Source organism: Actinoplanes sp. OR16 (assembly GCF_004001265.1).
In the GTDB taxonomy this organism is placed as follows: Bacteria; Actinomycetota; Actinomycetes; order Mycobacteriales; family Micromonosporaceae; genus Actinoplanes.
Genome location: NZ_AP019371.1, coordinates 2,033,948 through 2,050,399 on the forward strand (window position 1 = coordinate 2,033,948; position 16,452 = coordinate 2,050,399).

The window sequence follows — 16,452 nt, forward strand, 5'->3', positions numbered from 1 at the left end:
GTCGCCCGGTGAGGTTCCCAAACCGGCCACAGCCGGGGCACAGTTGGGGTACCGGGCGACCGCGTGAGGAATGAGGACGGTGACGTGCGAGGCGGATTGGACGACGCGCTCGACAAGCTCGCCAGGCGGGACGAGCTGAGGCGCCGCGCCTCCGGAGAGAACCCCGGCACTCCGCCGGCGGTGACCGAGCTGGTCGAAGCGATCGCGGGTGTGATCTCCCGCCATCCCGAGCTCGGTGTCACGGTCGGCGTCGAGGGCGCCGGCGATCCGGTGTTGCTCCACTTCGGGTTCGCCGACGGCGTGGTCCAGGTGAGCGCCGACAACACGGTCGCCGCCCGGGTCGCCGAGGTCCCGACCCCGCACGCCGATTTCGAGATCGATGTGGACCCCGAGCCGGTCTACGCCGAGCCCGCCTATGCGGAGCCGGTCTATGCGGAGCCACCCCGGGCAACCCACGACGATCAGGATCGCTTCGGCCCGACCGATTTCGATTACGAAGAGCCCCCCACGGCGGAGCGCCCCTTCGTGGTCCCACATCCGTTCGCGGCGACGCCTCCTCCGCCCGTTCCACCCCAGACCCCCATCTCGCCGTACGAGGGAAGCCAAGCTTTCCCGGAGCCCCCTTACTCAGCGCCTCCCTTCACCACGGCGGAACAGGCCTTCGTCCCGCACCAGCCGTCCCCGACCCAGCAGGTGCCGCAGACCTCCGGCCAGCCGCTACACACCCACGCCGAACCCCAGGTGACCCACACCCAGGCCGCCCACACCCAGCCCACATCCGCACCACCCCACGCCCAGACGGTATCCGTGCCGCACCAGGCCCAAGCCGCATCCGTGCCGCACCACGCGCAAGCCGCAACCGTGCCGCACCAGGCCACGCCTCAGTCGGCCGCACCCCCGGGGACAGCACCGCAAGGCACAGCACCGCAAGCCGCGGCACCGCAATCAGCGCCGCCCTTCCAGGCCGTGCCGCATCAAGCCGCGCCGCATCAAGCCATGCCGCACCAGGCGGTTTCGCAGCCGGCGGTTTCGCAGCCGGCGGCCGAGCCTGGGTTCCCGCCGCCGCTGGCGCAGCCGATTCCGCTGCAGGTGGAGCGTCCCGAGGAGACCGAGCAGGCAGCCCGCCGGCTGGCCGCCCTCCTCCGCGACGACCCCACCTTGCTGGACGCGCCACACGACTGACACAGCCATACCTCAGCCGGGCCTTGAACGATCACGTTCAAGGCCCGCTCTGCGCCATGGCCACCCCGCGATCACCCTGAGTGACCACGACGCACCGCCTCCCTCGGACGCGCAAATATCACGCTGAGCGACGACACCACTCCTCGGCGAATTCACTCCCGATCACTTTAAAACGGGCAAATCGCGCCCGGTTTCCGCCCGACCGAGACGTCTGAGATGTCTGGGTTGGGCCGTTCGGGCAGTTCGCGCCCCCATTCAGCTCACGGCCCTTGAGTCACGCTCGGTAGTTCCTTAATGTCCTATTACGTCCAAGAGAGCGGCACGCCGGGCTCGACGGACATCACGAAACGTGACGAGGGTGGGGGAGGTACGGATGTCCTGGGCTAACAGCTGGCTCATCGCGATCACCGGATACGCGGTCCTGCTGGCCTGGCCGATCTCCACCCTGGTCCTGGTCTGGTTCGCGGTCCGCTACTCCGGCACTCACCGCGCCAAGAACGTCAACCGGGCGATAGCGGGCGGCGAGGGCCGGCCGAAGCACTTCTGGATCATCGTCCCGGCCCTCAACGAGGAAGCCGTCGTCGCGAACACGGTGAACGCGGCCCTCAACCTCCGCGGCCCGGCCGGCACGCTGGCCCGGGTCCTGGTCGTGGACGACGGCTCGGACGACCGCACTCCCGAGGTCCTGGCCGCTATTGATCACCCTCGGCTGCGGGTCATGCGCCGCGAGCTGCCGAACGCCCGTAAGGGCAAGGGCGAGGCGCTGAACGCCGCGTACCGCTACATCTCGGAGCGGACCGCGGAGGCCGGCGTCGAGCCCGAGCAGGTGGTCGTCGGCATCATCGACGGCGACGGGCAGGGCAGCGAGAACATCCTGGTCGAGGTCTCCCGGCTGTTGCGGGACACGAAGGTCGGCGCGGTCCAGGTGCAGGTGCGCATCCGCAACCGCAGCAAGCTTCTCGGCGCGGTGCAGGACCTGGAGTTCGGCGCGATCGTGGACGCCAGCCAGAACCTGCGCGACGTCCTGGACACCGTCGGTCTCGGCGGCAACGGCCAGTTCAGCCGGCTCTCCGCGTTGCAGGCCCTCGGTGACGCGCCCTGGTCCGACTGCCTGGTCGAGGACCTCGAACTGGGCCTGCGGATGCACCTCGGCGGCGTCTCGATCCGCTACACCTCACGGGCCTGTGTCACCCAGCAGGCGGTGGTCGACGTACGGCGGCTGACCCGGCAGCGGACCCGCTGGGCGCAGGGCAACATGCAGTGCGCCCGCTACCTGGCCCGCCTCTTCGAGTCACCGCGGATCGCTCGTACCGCCCTCGCCGAGATGCTGCACTACCTGCTCTCCCCGTGGGCGAACGCGATGGTCACGGTTCTGCTCGTCGTGTTCGGTGTGGCCGGCACGGCGGGCCTGCTGATCGGCCACCCGGTCCCGTTCCTGCCGACCTGGGCCGCGCTGGGCGAGAGCGCCGTGGTCTGGCTCGTGATCACCACGTTCCCCGGTCTGCTCTGGGCGATGGTGCACCGCGGCAAGCGCGGTGACGAAGGCCTGTCCCGGATGCTCGTCGCCGCCCTCGCGTACCCGGCCTTCCTGGTCCTCGGTCTCGCCGCCACCTATCGGGCGCTGGGCCGTCAGGCGAGCGGCCGCCAGTCCTGGGCGAAGACCGAGCGCCTCGCGGAGGAGCCGGTCCTCCAGCTCAGCGCCGCCTGAGACGCAATCCCCCCACCCCTCGCGAAAGAACGGCTCCCCCGTGAACACCATGAAGCGCGAAGTCCACCTCATCGGCGGCACCCGTCCCGAGGCAGTGAAGCTCGCCCCCGTCGCCCTCGCCATGCGGGAGGCCGGCCTGCTCACCCCGGTCCTGCTCGCCAGCGGCCAGCACCCTGCGATGGTCAGCCAGGCGCTCGCCGCGTTCGGCCTGGAGCCGGACATCACCCTCACCGTCGAGCGCAGCACCGGCAGCCAGGCCGAACTGCTCACCGCGATGGTCCGGGAACTCGACGAGCTCTGGTCGGTACGCACCCCCGCCGCCGTGATCGTGCAGGGCGACACCACGACCAGCCTGGCCGGCGCCCTCGCCGCGTTCTGGCGCCGCATCCCGGTCGTCCACCTGGAGGCCGGTCTGCGCTCCGGCGACCTGGACTCGCCGTTCCCCGAGGAGGCGAACCGCCGCCTGGTCGCCCAGGTCGCCTCGCTGCACCTCGCTCCGACCCCGCTCGCCGCGATGAACCTGCTGGACGAGAAGATCGCCCACACCGACGTGCTGATCACCGGCAACACCGTGGTGGACGCGACCCTCGCAGTGGCCGCCCGCCGGATGCCGTTCGAGACCCCCGCTCTCCAGGATCGCGACTTCGGCAAAGGACGGCTGGTCCTGGTGACCGCGCACCGCCGCGAGTCGTGGGGCGAGCCGCTCGACCGGATCCTCGGCGCCGTGAAGCAGCTGATCGAGCGTTACCCGGACATCGAGGTCGTGCTGCCGAGCCACCCGAACCCGGCGGTCCGCAGCCAGGTCGACGCGGCGCTCGCCGGCGTCGAGCGGGTCACCATCACCGACCCGCTGCCCTACCCGGACCTGTCCCGCCTGCTCTCCGAGGCCTACCTGGTGCTGACCGACTCGGGCGGCATCCAGGAGGAGGCGCCCTCGTTCGGCGTCCCCGCCCTGGTGCTCCGGGACGTGACCGAGCGGGTCGAGTCGCTGACCGCCGGCTGCGCCAAGCTGGTCGGCTCGGACACGGCACGGATCGTCGAGGAGGCCTCCTCGCTGCTGGACAGCCGGGTTCGGCGGGACTCGATGACAGCGGGAGGTAACCCGTACGGCGATGGTCTTGCGGCAAAGCGCACCGCCCAGGCCACCGCCGCCCTCCTGGGTCTCGCCCCCGCCCCCGACGCGATGCCCGTCGCCCAGAACCCGCTCACGTCTGGAGCTCTCGCCTGATGTCCGCCATGATCTCTCGTCGCACCCTGCTCGGCGCCGGAGCGGCCACCGCCGCGGCCGTCGCGGTCGGCATCACCGGCATGGAAGCCGACGCCGCCGGCATCACCACCACGGCGACCACCAGCAGCAACGGAAAGTCCGGCAAGGCCGCGCCCGGCGCCGGAACGGCGAAGACCCTGGTTCTGTACGACACCACGAACGAGTACGGCTGGCTCGGCGAGGTCTACGTCACCCAGGTCGCCAACCTCGCGTCGCACTTCGGCAGCTGGACGGCCGCCCCGGTGGCGAAGTACGCCGCCGGCGACCTGAACGCGTACACCGCGGTGATCTACGTGGGTTCGACCTACGACGAGCCGCTGCCTGCCGCCTTCCTCACCGATGTGATGGCGACCGTCAAGCCCGTCATCTGGGTCTACGACAACATCTGGCAGCTGGCCGCCAAGGACGGCTTCGCCGCGAAGTTCGGCTTCGCGAGCGGCTCGTTCGACTTCGCGGACGTCGAGGAGGTCGAGTACAAGGGTCGTCGGCTGACCCGCAGCTCGGACAACAACTCCGGGATCATGAACCTGCCGATCAGCGACACTGCCCGAGTCACCACGCTGGCCACCGCGATCCGTGCCGACGGCAGCACGTTCCCGTGGGCGGTGAAGTCCGGGAACCTCACCTACATCGGCGAGATCCCGTTCTCGTACGTCACCCACGACGACCGTTACCTGGCCTTCGCCGACCTGCTCTTCGACGCGCTCGCCACCGGCACGACCGCCGAGCGGCACCGCGCCCTGATCCGCCTCGAGGACGTCGGGCCGGACGCCGACCCGGCCGAGCTGAAGGCGATCGCCGACTACCTGGCCGCCGAGAAGGTGCCGTTCAGCGTCGCCGTCTACCCGCGCTACCGGGACCCGAAGAACAAGCAGGACTACACCCTCGCCTCGAAGCCGAAGGTCGTGGCGGCGCTGAAGTACATGCAGTCGAAGGGCGGCACCCTGATCATGCACGGGTACACCCACCAGTACGGCTCGGTCGCGAACCCGTACGACGGTGTGAGCGCCAACGACTTCGAGTTCTACACGGCACACGTCGACGCGAACGACAGCGTGATCTACGACGGTCCCGTCAAGGAGGACTCGGTGACGTGGGCGACCGCCCGCATGGTCGCCTCCGGAGCGGTGTTCCTGGCGACCGGCCTGGGCGCTCCGAAGATCTTCGAGTTCCCGCACTACGCCGCCAGCCCCGCCGACTACCAGGCGGTGAACTCGCTCTTCGGCAAACGGTACGACCGCGGGCTCTACTTCCCGGGTGTGCTGACCGGCGGCAAGTACGACTACGCGCGCCAGTTCGGCCAGTTCTTCCCGTACACGGTCCGGGACGTCTACGGTTCCGTCGTGGTTCCGGAGAACATCGGCAACGTCGAACCGGAGGCGTTCAACAACCACCCGGTACGCCTGCCCGCCGACCTGATCGCCTCCGCCCGCCGGAACCTCGTGGTGCGTGATGGCGTCGCGAGCTGCTTCTACCACCCGTACCTCGGAACCGCTCTTCTGCGGGAACTGGTCAGTGGCATCAAGGGACTGGGGTACACGTTCGTCGCGGCCGACACCATGCTGAACGGCTGATCGATCGTGGATGTGGTGGACTTCTGGGTCAGGTCGTGGACCGCCGGCGACCTGACCGCCGCACGCCGTGTGCTCACCCCCGACGTCGAGACCGAATGGAACTTCGACGCTCCCGTGGACGACGAGGAGTTGCTGCAGGTCCTCTCCCGGATCGCGGCGTTCGCGGACGGCGTCGAGCTGATCGCCCGGACCGACGCCATCGACGGCGCAGCCCTCGTCTACGACCTCAACGGGCCTTTCGGCACGGCCAGGTTGGTGGAATTCCTCGCGGTGGATGCCGGGTCGATCTCCGAGATCAGGCACGTGTACGACGTGACGGCCGTCGACAGGTTCTTCCCGGGCCTCTACGCGAATTAGGCCGCTTCCTGTCCTAAGTCGTGGGTAGCGTGCGGTTCATGCCTTACGACTTCCAGCTCGTTGTCGACAGCAGCGATCCGCACACCCTCGCCGACTGGTGGGCCGAGACCCTGGACTGGCAGGTGGAGCCGCAGGACGAGGCGTTCATCAAAGACACGGTGTCGAAGGGTTTCGCCTCCGAGGACGACACCAAGCTGCACAACGGCAAGCTGGTCTGGCGTATCGGAGGAGCCATCGTCCACCCGGACGGCGCCGGTCGCAGCCGGGTGCTGTTCCAGCAGGTGCCCGAGCCCAAAACCGTGAAGAACCGCCTCCACCTGGACATCCGAGTCGGCGACGCCGACCGCGACGCAGCTCGCGACGGCCTCGTCGCCCGCGGTGCCGCCTTCGTGCGGGCGGGGCGGCAGGGCCCCTTCTCCTGGTACGTCATGACCGACCCGGAGGGCAACGAGTTCTGCCTGACCTGATTGATCGTCCGGGCGTGACATCGGATCTCTGTCTTTGCCGGGGGACGTCGTATCCTCATGCCCATGGCCACCCGGCTGCGCGCGGACGCCCGAAGGAATCGAGCAGCATTGCTCGCCGCCGCTCGGGAAGTCTTCGCTGAGCAGGGCCTCGACGCCTCCCTCGATGAGATCGCGCGGCGGGCCGGGGTCGGCAACGCCACTCTCTACCGTCGATTTCCCAGCCGGCGGCATCTGATCGCCGAGGTGTTCGCGAGCCTGATGACAGCGGCGGTCCGTCTTGCCGAGCAGTCGTTGGAGCATCCCGACCCGTGGGCCGCTTTCGTCGGCTACCTCACCCGGGTCTGCGAGTTGCAGGCGACCGATCGCGGATTCGCGGAGTTGCTGGTTTCCACGGCGTTCGACGACGACGAGCGGCTGGCGGCGTTGCGGGCCACGGCGCAGCAGCGGGCGGTGGACGTCTTCGTGCGGGCGCAGCGGGCCGGGCGGCTGCGGGCCGACTTCACCCGGCAGGACATGGTGTTGCTGATGATGGCGAACGCCGGGGTGGCACAGCATTCGGCCGACCCGCAGGCCTGGCGCCGCCAGCTGTCCCTGCTGCTCGGCGGCCTGGCAACCCGCTGAAACGAGGAAAAGCGCGATTCCGGGACGGGGGGACCCGGAACCGCGCTTTTTCTGCGACGGGGTGATACCCCGGCGGTCAGCCGGTGAAACCAGACAGGATCCTGCTGAATTCGAAAGCCGTCTGGCTCACGTTGGTGCACTGGAAGAGCGCGCCGGTGCAGGCGTTCTTGTCGCGGTGCATCTCCCAGAGCGAGACGAACCCGATGTGGTTGGCGTTCGCGAAGGCGACCAGGTCACGAGCGTCCGACTGGGTGAAGGTGCCGTTGTCGTCGTTCTTGCCGATCATCGGGGTGACGCCGACCATCTTGAAGGCGGCCGCGTCGCTGTTGCCGTACACCGTCCTGATCTGGTCCTTCGTGGATTTGACGGCCTGGATCGCCAGGTCGCCGTAGTCCTGCGCGGACCGGCCGTAGTCCATCGCCATGATGTTGACGAGGTCCAGGTCGACGCCGGCGGCCTTCGCCGACTTCACCACGTTCAGGCCGTCGGCGGTGAGGCCCTCCGGCAGCACCGGCAGGGTCAGCGAGATCTTCAGACCGGGGTTGGCCTTCTGCAACGCGGCGAGCGCTGTCGACCGGCGGGTCACCGAGGCGGTGTCGGCGACGGCGGCGCCCTCGATGTCGAGGTCGATGTAGTTCAGGTCGTACGCGTCGACGACGGCCTGGTACTCGGCCTGCAGCGCGGAGACGCTGGTGCACGCCTGGGCCAGCTCGACACCGGTCGCGCCGCCGAACGACACCTTCACGTCACCGCCGGCCGCGCGGACCGCCGCGATCTGGTCGCCGAACTGCTTCTGCCGCGGGTCGAACGCGTTGAACCAGCTCGCCTTACACCCGGAACCGGTCACGAACGCGAGGCTGAACGACTTCACGTTGCCGCCGGCCGCGAGCGACGACAGGGTGGTCGCGCCGTTGGAGAGCAGGCCCATGTCGACGTAGGGGGCGACCAGGACGCCACTCGTCGAGCCGGAACCGGAAGTGCTGGTGGCCGTCGGGGACGCCGTCGCCGTGGCGGTCTTCGTCGGCGACGCGGTGGCCGTCCGGCTGGCACTGGGCGATGCGGTGGCGGTCTTCGTCGCGGCCGGAGAGGACGGAGAAGCCGGAGAGGCGGGCGGAGAAGTGGGCGCGGTGGTGACGGGTGCTCCGCCCGTACAAGAAACGCCGTTGATCTCGCAGCTTGTCGGATCGCCGCTGCCGGAGACGATGAAACCGAACGACACGGTCGAACCGGACGCGATGGTGCCGTTCCAGGCCGTGTTCTTGGCGGTCTTGGTGCTGCTCGCGCCGGTGAGCGACGTGTCCCAGAAGCTGCCGAGCTTCGCGGTGCCGGGCAGGCCGAAGGTCACTTCCCAGCCGTTCACGGCGGCGCCGGTGCCGTTGGTGATCGTGTAGTGCGCCTGGTAGCCGGTGCCCCAGTCGCTGTCCTTCACGAAGGCCGCGGTGAGGGTGCCGGTCGAACTGGGCGTGGTGGCAGCGACCGCCGCGCCGATGCCGCCGCCGACCGCGAGGACCGCGGCCGACGAGTAGATGGCGAGCCGCAGACGGCTGCGTTGCATGAGTGAGCTCCTCTGAAGCAGGGATGATCACTCTCGCTGCGCGCGGCTTAAGGAGTCTCGCCGTGAGCCTTAAAGGATCCGTAAAACGTCAGCGCGCCGTGTAGCCGCGGCCGGCCTCGGCGAGGGCCTCGCTCGCGACCTCCCAATAGGTGGAGTCGGCCGGGTGCAGGAGCCATGCGGACAGGGCGACCCGGAGTGCCGAGAGGAACGTCGCCGCCATGAGCGTCGCGCGTACGCCCGAGGGGTCCTCGGAATGACCCAGACGGACCGCGACCTCCGCGGCGACCTCACGCTCCATCGCGGCGAAGGTCTGCATCTGTGCCGCGGCGAGCGACGGGTGCCGGCGCATCAGGCGGGTCCGCGCGGTCCACTCCGGATCGAGGTCGCCCTGGGCGCTGTAGAACTCCGCGGCGGCGGCGGTGAGCGCCTGCCAGGCCGGCTCGGTGGCCGGACGCGCCCTGATCATCTCGGCCATCTCACGCATCCGCTGATGCTGGCCGTAGAAGAGCGCCTCCTCCTTGTTGGCGAAGTAGTTGGAGAAGGTGCGCCGGGAGACGCCGGCGTCGTCGGCGATCGCCTCGACCGTGATCCGATCCGGTCCGTGCTCCAGCGCGAGGCGGAGCGCCGCCTCGTGCAGTGACAGGCGGGTCGCCGCCTTCTTGCGCTCACGAAGGCCCGGCTCGGTGGTCGGCACGCTCATCTCCTGAGCATATCGGCGTGTGACTCAGTTCCCAATGGGAAAACTTGCACACTCGGCAAGTTGCGAGCGATAGTTGTATGCAACAAGCATCACGGGAGGTGCCATGGCGAGCGACAACCTGATCGCGGCTCTGCATGAGCTGCTCAAGGCGGTGCGCCTGATGAAGCAGGACTCGCTCGCCCCGGTCAGCACGGTCGGTGTTCTGGCCGCCATCCGGCGCCACGAGGCCTGCCACATGAAGGACCTGGCCGCCGAGCACGCGCTCGACCCCTCGACGATCAGCCGCACGATCGCTGCCCTGGTGCGCGACGGCCTGGTCGCACGAGCCGCCGACCCCGACGACGGGCGCGCCAGCATGCTGCGCCTCACCGACCGGGGTCAGACCCTGCTCGACGAGGTGTCCGCGCACTACGACGACCGGCTCGCCGCTTCCCTCTCCGAGTGGACCCCGGCGGAGATCGACACATTTGCCGCATCACTGCAGCGGTTCGCCACGGACCTGATCAACCACACGCCCAGCCTGGAGGTCGCGCGATGAGCGCCCCAACCACTACCCGGGCCGACCACAGCGCGATGACGCACCGCGAGATCATGGAGGCCCTCTCCGGTCTCCTGCTCGTGCTCTTCGCCGCGATGGCCAGCTCCACCATCGTCTCCACCGCCCTGCCGAAGATCATCGGTGACCTCAACGGCACACAGACGCAGTACACCTGGGTCGTCACGGCAACCCTGCTCACCGCGACCGCCACCACCCCGATCTGGGGCAAGCTCTCCGACCTGTTCAGCAAGAAGCTGCTGGTCCAGCTCTCCATCGTGATCTTCGTGCTGGGCTCGCTGATCGCCGGCTTCACCCAGAACACCGAGCAGCTGATCGCCGCCCGCGCGTTCCAGGGCATCGGCATGGGCGGCGTGCAGGCGCTGGTCCAGGTCGCGATCGCCGCGATGATCCCGCCGCGGGAACGCGGCCGGTACAACGGCTATCTCGGTGGCGTCATGGCCCTCGCCACGGTCGGCGGCCCGCTGCTCGGCGGCCTGATCGTGGACAGCGACTGGCTCGGCTGGCGCTGGTGCTTCTTCATCGGCGCGCCGTTCGCCGTGATCGCGCTGATCGTGCTCCAGAAGACCCTGCACCTGCCGGTCATGAAGCGCGAGAACGTGAAGATCGACTGGGTCGGCGCCTCCCTGATCGCCGCCGGCGTCAGCGTCATCCTGGTCTGGGTCTCGTTCGTCGACGACGCGTTCGGCTGGGTCTCCTGGGAGACCTTCGCGATGGTCGGCGCCGGCCTGGCCCTGCTCGCCCTCGCCGTCTGGGTCGAATCCCGGGTCAGTGAGCCGGTCGTCCCGCTGCCCATCGTCCGCCAGCGCACCACGGCCCTCGCGATCATCGGTAGCCTCGCGGTCGGCATGGCGATGTTCGGCGGCTCGGTCTTCCTCGGCCAGTACTTCCAGATCGGCCGCGGCTACAGCCCGACCCAGGCCGGCCTGCTGATGATCCCGATGATGATCGGCATCCTGGTCTCCTCGACCATCGCCGGTCGGATGATCACCAAGAGCGGGCACATCAAGCCGTACGTGGTGGCCGGCACGATCACCCTGGTCGCCGGATTCGCCGGGCTCTCGATGCTGGACCACGACACCCCGCTCTGGTACATCGGCATCGCGATGGCCCTGGTCGGGATCGGCGTGGGCATGTCGATGCAGAACCTGGTCCTCGCCGTGCAGAACACCGTGGCGCTCAAGGACATCGGCGCGGCCAGCTCGACCGTCGCGTTCTTCCGCTCGCTCGGCGGCACGATCGGCGTCTCGGTCCTCGGCGCGGTGCTCGCCCGCCAGGTGGCCGACTCGATGACCGAGCAGCTCTCCGCGGCCGGCGCCTCGGCCGGCAACAGCTCCGGCGTCAGCGCTCTCAACCTGAGCAGCCTGCCCGAGGCCATCCAGCACATGGTGCGGGTCGCGTACGGCGACGCCACCGGCCACATCTTCATGATCTCCGCGGCGGTCGCGGTGATCGGCGTGATCGCAGCGGTCGCGATGAAGCCGGCCAAGCTGCGCAGCACCGTCGACCTCGGCAGCACCGAGTCCGCCGAGAAGGAACCGGCACTCGCCGGCAAGTAAGCGAAATCGGCCCGACGACGCCCGCACCTCACTGGAGGTGCGGGCGTCGTCACATATTGCCATTTGTCCGTTTACCCAGAGCTACTCTCAAATTTCCTTCAGTCACGGCCGTCGCCAGCCGATCGGTGCGCCTAGCAGGGAGAGGAGACAACGGGTGGACGAGCTCGCGACCGAGGCCGAAGCGCTGTCGGCTGCTCTTCTCTCTATCGAGGACGAGCGGTCCTGGAACGCAACGGTCGAGCTGACGAACGCGCTGGCGATCGAACAGGCAGCCCTGGCCCTCGGCGACGAGTCGCTCGTCGCCCGGGCCCAGCTCGTCCAAGCCAACATGCGGCTACGGTCCGGCGACGTGGCCGGCGCCTCGGAGCAGATCCGGCACGTCTACCAGTGGGCGGCCGGGCACGGGGACGACCGGCTGCTGGCGCGCACTCACCTGGTCTGGTCGTACATCCACGGCCACCTCAGCGACGCCGAGCAGGCCCTGGAGCACGCCGTTCTCGCGGTCGAGCTGCTCGACGAGAACGCCACCCGGCACATGCACATCTGGCACCGTACGAAACTGGCCGACGCTCTCTGGGCGGCCGGCTCGATGGACCAGGCCCGGGTCCGCTACCAGCAGGCCGAGCAGCTCGCCGTGGAGACCGGCTCGCCGGCCCTGCTCTGCCTGCTGAACAACTACGCCTTCACCGAGTTCGACACCGGCAACCAGAAGCGCGCCGAGCAGGTGGCCGACCGTCTGCTGCGGCTCGCCGACGAGCGTGGCGAGAAGCTCGAACCGGCATACCTGGACACGGTCGGCTGGATCCAGATCGGCAACGGGCGGTTCGACGAGGCCGAGGCGACGATGCGGCTCTGCATCGAGCGGCACGACGAGGGCCGGTACGACGCCGCCGACGCCCTGGCCATGTACCTGCTGACGCTGGCCCGGGCACAGCGCGGCCTGGGGGCGTACGAGCGGGCCCAGGCCACGCTGGACGAGTCGCGGGCGATGTGCGACGAGCGCGACCTCGGTGACCTTCTCGTCCGCGTGTACCAGGAACAGGCCGAGCTGCATGCCGCCCGGGGCGATTTCGCTGCGGCCTTCACGGCGCACAAGCAGTTCTTCACGGCGTACCAGAATCGGCACTCGCTGCGACGGGAGGCACGGACCCGGACCCGGCAGGCGATGTTCGAGACCGACGAGGCCCGGCAGGAGGCGGAGCGGTTCCGGGAGCAGGCCCGGCGCGACCCGCTGACCGGGCTGCACAACCGCCGGTACGTCGACGAGAAGCTGCCCGCGCTGATTCAGAGCGACCCGTCGCTGGCCCTGGCCATCGTCGACCTGGACCACTTCAAGCAGGTGAACGACCGGCTCTCGCACAACGTCGGCGACCAGGTGCTGATCTCGGTGGCCGATCTGCTCGCCTGCGGGGTGGCGGCCGCCTGCCCGGACGGCTTCGTCGCCCGAATGGGTGGTGAGGAGTTTCTGATCGTGCTGCCCGGCGCCGGGCTGAATCGGGCGGCGGCGGTGCTCGACGGCATCCGCCGGTCGGTGCGCGCGCACCACTGGACACCGCTGACCCATGGGCTGCCGGTGACGGTGAGCATCGGAGTCGCGCACGTCGCGGAGGATCCCGCGCCCACCCAGCCCTCCCTACTGTCCACAGCGGACAGTCGCCTGTACGCTGCCAAACACGCCGGACGTGATCGCGTCGTGTCGGTCACCGACCGCCGGGAGCACTCCGCGCACGCCTCCGCAGCCTGACCGAATCGGCACAATCGGTAGCTGGATTCGGTCTCCGGGGGTTAAGTCGGTCAATCATTGCCGCTACCCTGGACGGGCCGAGAAGATCGGCTACGGGGTCGTGGCGCGAGGAGGCGGTCGTGGGCAAGGGCAACAGTGAGGTGGCCCCTCCCGGGGTCAACATCAACGTCCCGCACTCGGCCCGCATCTACGACTACTGGCTCGGCGGCAAGGACAACTTCGCCGTCGACCGCGCCGTCGGCGAAGCGATGATGAAAGCCATCCCCGGCATGCGCTACATGGCCGGCGAGAACCGCAAGTTCGTCCACCGCGTCGCCCGCGACCTGGTCGACAAAGAGGGCATCAGCCAGTTCCTGGACATCGGCACCGGCATCCCGACCCGGCCCAACCTCCACGAGATCGCCCAGGGGCTCAACCCCGAAGCCGCCGTGGTCTATGTGGACAACGACCCGATCGTGCTGGTCCATGCAAGAGCCCTGATGATCAGTACGCCGGAGGGCCGCTCGGAGTACATCTCCGCCGACATCCGCGATCCCAAATCGATCATCGAGGATCGGGCTCTCCGGGACACGCTGGACCTGACCAAGCCGGTCGGTCTCACCCTGATCGCCATCCTGATGCTGCTCTCCGACGCCGACGACCCGTGGAGCAAGGTCGCCGAGCTGCGCGACGCCCTGCCGTCCGGCAGCCTCCTCGCGATCACCCACCCGACGGCCGACTTCAACCCCGACGAGGTGAACGCCGCTGTCGAGGCCGCCACCGGGGCCGGGATGACGCTCGTGGCGCGCACCGAGAGCGAGGTGCAGCGCTTCTTCGGCGACTGGGAGATGCTGGAGCCGGGGCTCGTGCCGGTGTCGAGCTGGCGTCCGGATAGCGAGGTGGCCGATCCGAAAGCCGCATATTACTGGGCCGGCGTGGCCCGCAAACCGTAAGACCTCGATAACCCACAGTCATGTGAAAACCCCCGCCGGCTCGGCCCGGCGGGGGTTTTCCAGTAAAGCTCCAAGACCGGATGGGCGGCCCAGCACGGGGAACCGGACCGCCCATCCGGCGTCAGACGGGTGTACTCCGTAACACCCGCAAGCGCGGACGCTTGCACGCCGGCGGGACGGGCATCCGCCCCGCGCGGATCAACATCTCCCGGACCTCGCCGGACCGCCCCGAGCCGTCCACCACCACGGCGCGCACGCCGAACCAGGTGTCACCCTCGTGCGGGACCGGTCGTGACCAGTCGACGTGAAGCATGCGGAGCCGGATCGGCCCGACGCCGTAGCAGTAGTCCGCCTCGGCGAACTCGTGCACGGGCCAGAGTGGACCGCTCGGCCGCAACCGATCGTCACGAACCCGTGGCGCAGAAGCACCCCACCGGCCCCTGACCGGACGTGGCCCGGCCGGGCGCGGCTGGCGGCACCGAATGAGGTCACTCGCGCGCGTCGGACTCACCCTCCTCGGCTGACGGCTCCGCGGCGGTCCCCCCGCCGGGCCGGCTCAACGCATACCTCACCCCGCCGAACCGGTGCGTGACCGTGCTGGCCCGGGCCTCTGCCGCGCACACCTCATCGATGGCCGGCTCGTCCCGGAAGAGCAACGCCGGGTTCCCACGGCGCGCGACCTCGGTCACCTCTGAACCGTTCGGATCGGGATGTTCCGGGCCGATGTTGGGAATCGACACACTCGTCACCTCTCGCTCAGAACGCCCCCCGCCAGGGGAGCCTCGCGCTGAGGCCGCAGACGTCGCTCCGCGACCGACCCATCACCCAAAGATGTCACCCTGAGTGACAACCATGAGGAGCAGTACGTGCGTTATCATGCTCAAAATCACGTGACTACGCAAGGCCAGATGCACGTGCATCTGCAATCTCGGCCTAATTGGCACGTGACATCACCACCCCCGGATCGATCGGCGGTCCGGGGCAGACCAAGGGAGCTTGGAATGGCCTACGTGGTCAACGGCATGCCAGCCGGCCAACTGCAGGGCGTTGTCTGGCAGAAGAGCCGTCGCAGCAACCCGAGTGGCAACTGTGTGGAGTGCGCGGTCCTGCCCGGCGGTGACGTCGCCGTGCGCAACTCCAGGGACCCGGAGGGTGCGGCGCTGATCTACACCCGTGCCGAGATCGAGGCGTTCCTCGGCGGGGTCCGCGACGGGGATTTCGACAACCTCGTCGCCTGAGCCTTCAAAGGTCCGGTCGCCGCTGCGACCGGACCTTTCTTTCAAGCTTTTCGCCCGTTATGCGGGGCGGCCGACCTCGTGCAGCAGCTTGCCGAGGATCTCCGGCGTGTGGTTCGGCGGCTCGGCGTCGATGCAGACGCGCTCCATGGCCATCGCGTACTGGTCGACGTCCTCGCGCTTGTCCAGGTAGATCGCGCTGGTCAGCTGCTCGACGTAGACCACGTCGGGGAGCTCCGGCTCGGGGAACCGCAGGATCGCGAACGGACCGCCGGCCGCGGCGTGCCCGCCGGCGTGGAACGGGATGATCTGCAGCCGCACGCTCGGCAGTTTCGACGCCTCGATCAGCGCCTCGATCTGCTGGCGCATCACCTCGACGCCGCCGATCGGCCGGCGCAGCACCGCCTCGTCGATCACCGCCCAGAGCTGCGGGCCACCCGACCGGGTGAGAATCTGCTGCCGGTGGCGCCGGACCTCGACACGGCGGTCGATCTCGTCAGCGCTCGCGCCGGCGTGACCCAGCATGATCACGGCGCGGGCGTACTCCGGAGTCTGTAGAAGGCCGGGCACGAACTGGATCTCATACGTACGGATCAGCGACGCGGCCGCCTCGAGACCGAGGTAGCTCTGGAACCAACCAGGAAGGATGTCGCTGAAGTGGTGCCACCAGCCCGGGTTGTTCGCCTGGCGGGCCAGGCCGAGCAGCGCCTCACGCTCGTCGTCGCTCTCCACGCCGTACATGCTGAGCAGGTCGGCGACGTCGCGCTCCTTGAAGCTGACCCGGCCGAGCTCCATCCGGCTGATCTTCGAACCCGAGGCCCGGATCTCGTAACCGGCCGCCTCACGGGTGATGCCCTTCGACTCCCGCAGCTTGCGGAGCTGGGAGCCCAGCAGAATGCGGAGGACGGTCGGGCCACCGCCCGGCGCCTCCTCCTGCGAACCCGCGCTCACCTGACTCCTCGTCGCCGCGTTGTGACTGCCCGGCACAGCCACAA

Annotated in this window: 17 protein-coding genes; 12 read left to right on the forward strand and 5 right to left on the reverse strand. The window is 69.0% G+C overall.

What is annotated here, in order from left to right; translation table 11 throughout:
• Window positions 1-96: 96 nt before the first annotated feature.
• The 7 genes from EP757_RS09420 (at window position 97) to EP757_RS09450 (ending at window position 7,176) form a co-directional block, all read left to right on the forward strand.
• Window positions 97-1,182, forward strand: a complete 1,086-nt coding sequence (locus EP757_RS09420; protein ID WP_127543942.1) for a hypothetical protein — start codon at window positions 97-99, stop codon at window positions 1,180-1,182.
• Between the two features lie 373 nt (window positions 1,183-1,555).
• Window positions 1,556-2,890, forward strand: a complete 1,335-nt coding sequence (locus EP757_RS09425) for a glycosyltransferase (RefSeq protein WP_127543944.1) — start codon at window positions 1,556-1,558, stop codon at window positions 2,888-2,890.
• A gap of 49 nt (window positions 2,891-2,939) precedes the next feature.
• Window positions 2,940-4,118, forward strand: coding sequence for a non-hydrolyzing UDP-N-acetylglucosamine 2-epimerase (gene wecB, locus EP757_RS09430; protein ID WP_127543946.1), 1,179 nt, complete (start codon window positions 2,940-2,942; stop codon window positions 4,116-4,118).
• 8 nt (window positions 4,119-4,126) lie between these two features.
• Window positions 4,127-5,731: a DUF2334 domain-containing protein gene (locus EP757_RS09435; protein ID WP_232050434.1), complete on the forward strand. Its 1,605-nt coding sequence runs from the start codon at window positions 4,127-4,129 to the stop codon at window positions 5,729-5,731.
• A gap of 15 nt (window positions 5,732-5,746) precedes the next feature.
• Window positions 5,747-6,088 carry a hypothetical protein gene (locus EP757_RS09440; protein WP_232050435.1) on the forward strand — a complete coding sequence of 114 codons (342 nt, stop codon included), beginning with the start codon at window positions 5,747-5,749 and terminating at the stop codon, window positions 6,086-6,088.
• 38 nt (window positions 6,089-6,126) lie between these two features.
• Complete coding sequence (locus EP757_RS09445) at window positions 6,127-6,555, forward strand: VOC family protein (protein ID WP_127543952.1); 429 nt, start codon at window positions 6,127-6,129, stop codon at window positions 6,553-6,555.
• A 63-nt stretch (window positions 6,556-6,618) separates the two neighbouring features.
• Window positions 6,619-7,176 (forward strand): TetR/AcrR family transcriptional regulator, encoded by a 558-nt coding sequence (locus EP757_RS09450; protein ID WP_174262370.1) that lies wholly within the window; start codon window positions 6,619-6,621, stop codon window positions 7,174-7,176.
• 76 nt (window positions 7,177-7,252) lie between these two features.
• Here EP757_RS09450 and EP757_RS09455 read toward each other — a convergent pair whose 3' ends face one another.
• Both EP757_RS09455 and EP757_RS09460 read right to left on the reverse strand, forming a co-directional pair.
• Window positions 7,253-8,731 carry a cellulose binding domain-containing protein gene (locus EP757_RS09455; protein ID WP_127543956.1) on the reverse strand — a complete coding sequence of 493 codons (1,479 nt, stop codon included), beginning with the start codon at window positions 8,729-8,731 and terminating at the stop codon, window positions 7,253-7,255.
• An 88-nt stretch (window positions 8,732-8,819) separates the two neighbouring features.
• On the reverse strand, window positions 8,820-9,431 hold the full coding sequence (locus EP757_RS09460; protein ID WP_127543958.1) for a TetR/AcrR family transcriptional regulator: 612 nt from the start codon (window positions 9,429-9,431) through the stop codon (window positions 8,820-8,822).
• A gap of 103 nt (window positions 9,432-9,534) precedes the next feature.
• Here EP757_RS09460 and EP757_RS09465 point away from each other — a divergent pair, with 103 nt between their 5' ends.
• The 4 genes from EP757_RS09465 (at window position 9,535) to EP757_RS09480 (ending at window position 14,222) form a co-directional block, all read left to right on the forward strand.
• Entirely contained in the window at window positions 9,535-9,969 is a 435-nt protein-coding gene (locus tag EP757_RS09465) for a MarR family winged helix-turn-helix transcriptional regulator (RefSeq protein ID WP_127543960.1), read from the forward strand.
• Entirely contained in the window at window positions 9,966-11,546 is a 1,581-nt protein-coding gene (locus tag EP757_RS09470; RefSeq protein WP_127543962.1) for an MDR family MFS transporter, read from the forward strand. The genes EP757_RS09465 and EP757_RS09470 overlap by 4 nt, the downstream gene beginning before the upstream one ends.
• A 154-nt stretch (window positions 11,547-11,700) precedes the next feature.
• Window positions 11,701-13,290 (forward strand): GGDEF domain-containing protein, encoded by a 1,590-nt coding sequence (locus EP757_RS09475; protein ID WP_232050436.1) that lies wholly within the window; start codon window positions 11,701-11,703, stop codon window positions 13,288-13,290.
• Between the two features lie 119 nt (window positions 13,291-13,409).
• Complete coding sequence (locus EP757_RS09480) at window positions 13,410-14,222, forward strand: SAM-dependent methyltransferase (RefSeq protein WP_127543964.1); 813 nt, start codon at window positions 13,410-13,412, stop codon at window positions 14,220-14,222.
• Window positions 14,223-14,343: 121 nt separating this feature from the next.
• Here EP757_RS09480 and EP757_RS09485 read toward each other — a convergent pair whose 3' ends face one another.
• Window positions 14,344-14,592 carry a hypothetical protein gene (locus tag EP757_RS09485; protein ID WP_232050437.1) on the reverse strand — a complete coding sequence of 83 codons (249 nt, stop codon included), beginning with the start codon at window positions 14,590-14,592 and terminating at the stop codon, window positions 14,344-14,346.
• A 118-nt stretch (window positions 14,593-14,710) separates the two neighbouring features.
• On the reverse strand, window positions 14,711-14,962 hold the full coding sequence (locus EP757_RS09490; protein WP_127543968.1) for a hypothetical protein: 252 nt from the start codon (window positions 14,960-14,962) through the stop codon (window positions 14,711-14,713).
• Between the two features lie 261 nt (window positions 14,963-15,223).
• Here EP757_RS09490 and EP757_RS09495 point away from each other — a divergent pair, with 261 nt between their 5' ends.
• On the forward strand, window positions 15,224-15,460 hold the full coding sequence (locus EP757_RS09495) for a DUF397 domain-containing protein (protein WP_127543970.1): 237 nt from the start codon (window positions 15,224-15,226) through the stop codon (window positions 15,458-15,460).
• Window positions 15,461-15,517: 57 nt separating this feature from the next.
• Here the strand turns inward: EP757_RS09495 and EP757_RS09500 are convergent, their stop codons facing one another.
• On the reverse strand, window positions 15,518-16,408 hold the full coding sequence (locus EP757_RS09500; protein WP_127543972.1) for a helix-turn-helix transcriptional regulator: 891 nt from the start codon (window positions 16,406-16,408) through the stop codon (window positions 15,518-15,520).
• Window positions 16,409-16,452 lie beyond the last annotated feature (44 nt).

Bases quoted from the DNA above. Each gene is read 5' to 3' on its own strand.
- wecB (WP_127543946.1), top strand. From the start codon at position 2,940: ATGAAGCGCGAAGTCCACCTCATCGGCGGCACCCGTCCCGAGGCAGTG.
- EP757_RS09435 (WP_232050434.1), top strand. From the start codon at position 4,127: ATGATCTCTCGTCGCACCCTGCTCGGCGCCGGAGCGGCCACCGCCGCG.
- EP757_RS09425 (WP_127543944.1), top strand. From the start codon at position 1,556: ATGTCCTGGGCTAACAGCTGGCTCATCGCGATCACCGGATACGCGGTC.
- EP757_RS09450 (WP_174262370.1), top strand. From the start codon at position 6,619: ATGGCCACCCGGCTGCGCGCGGACGCCCGAAGGAATCGAGCAGCATTG.
- EP757_RS09465 (WP_127543960.1), top strand. From the start codon at position 9,535: ATGGCGAGCGACAACCTGATCGCGGCTCTGCATGAGCTGCTCAAGGCG.
- EP757_RS09495 (WP_127543970.1), top strand. From the start codon at position 15,224: ATGGCCTACGTGGTCAACGGCATGCCAGCCGGCCAACTGCAGGGCGTT.
- EP757_RS09455 (WP_127543956.1), bottom strand. From the start codon at position 8,731: ATGCAACGCAGCCGTCTGCGGCTCGCCATCTACTCGTCGGCCGCGGTC.
- EP757_RS09460 (WP_127543958.1), bottom strand. From the start codon at position 9,431: ATGAGCGTGCCGACCACCGAGCCGGGCCTTCGTGAGCGCAAGAAGGCG.
- EP757_RS09470 (WP_127543962.1), top strand. From the start codon at position 9,966: ATGAGCGCCCCAACCACTACCCGGGCCGACCACAGCGCGATGACGCAC.
- EP757_RS09445 (WP_127543952.1), top strand. From the start codon at position 6,127: ATGCCTTACGACTTCCAGCTCGTTGTCGACAGCAGCGATCCGCACACC.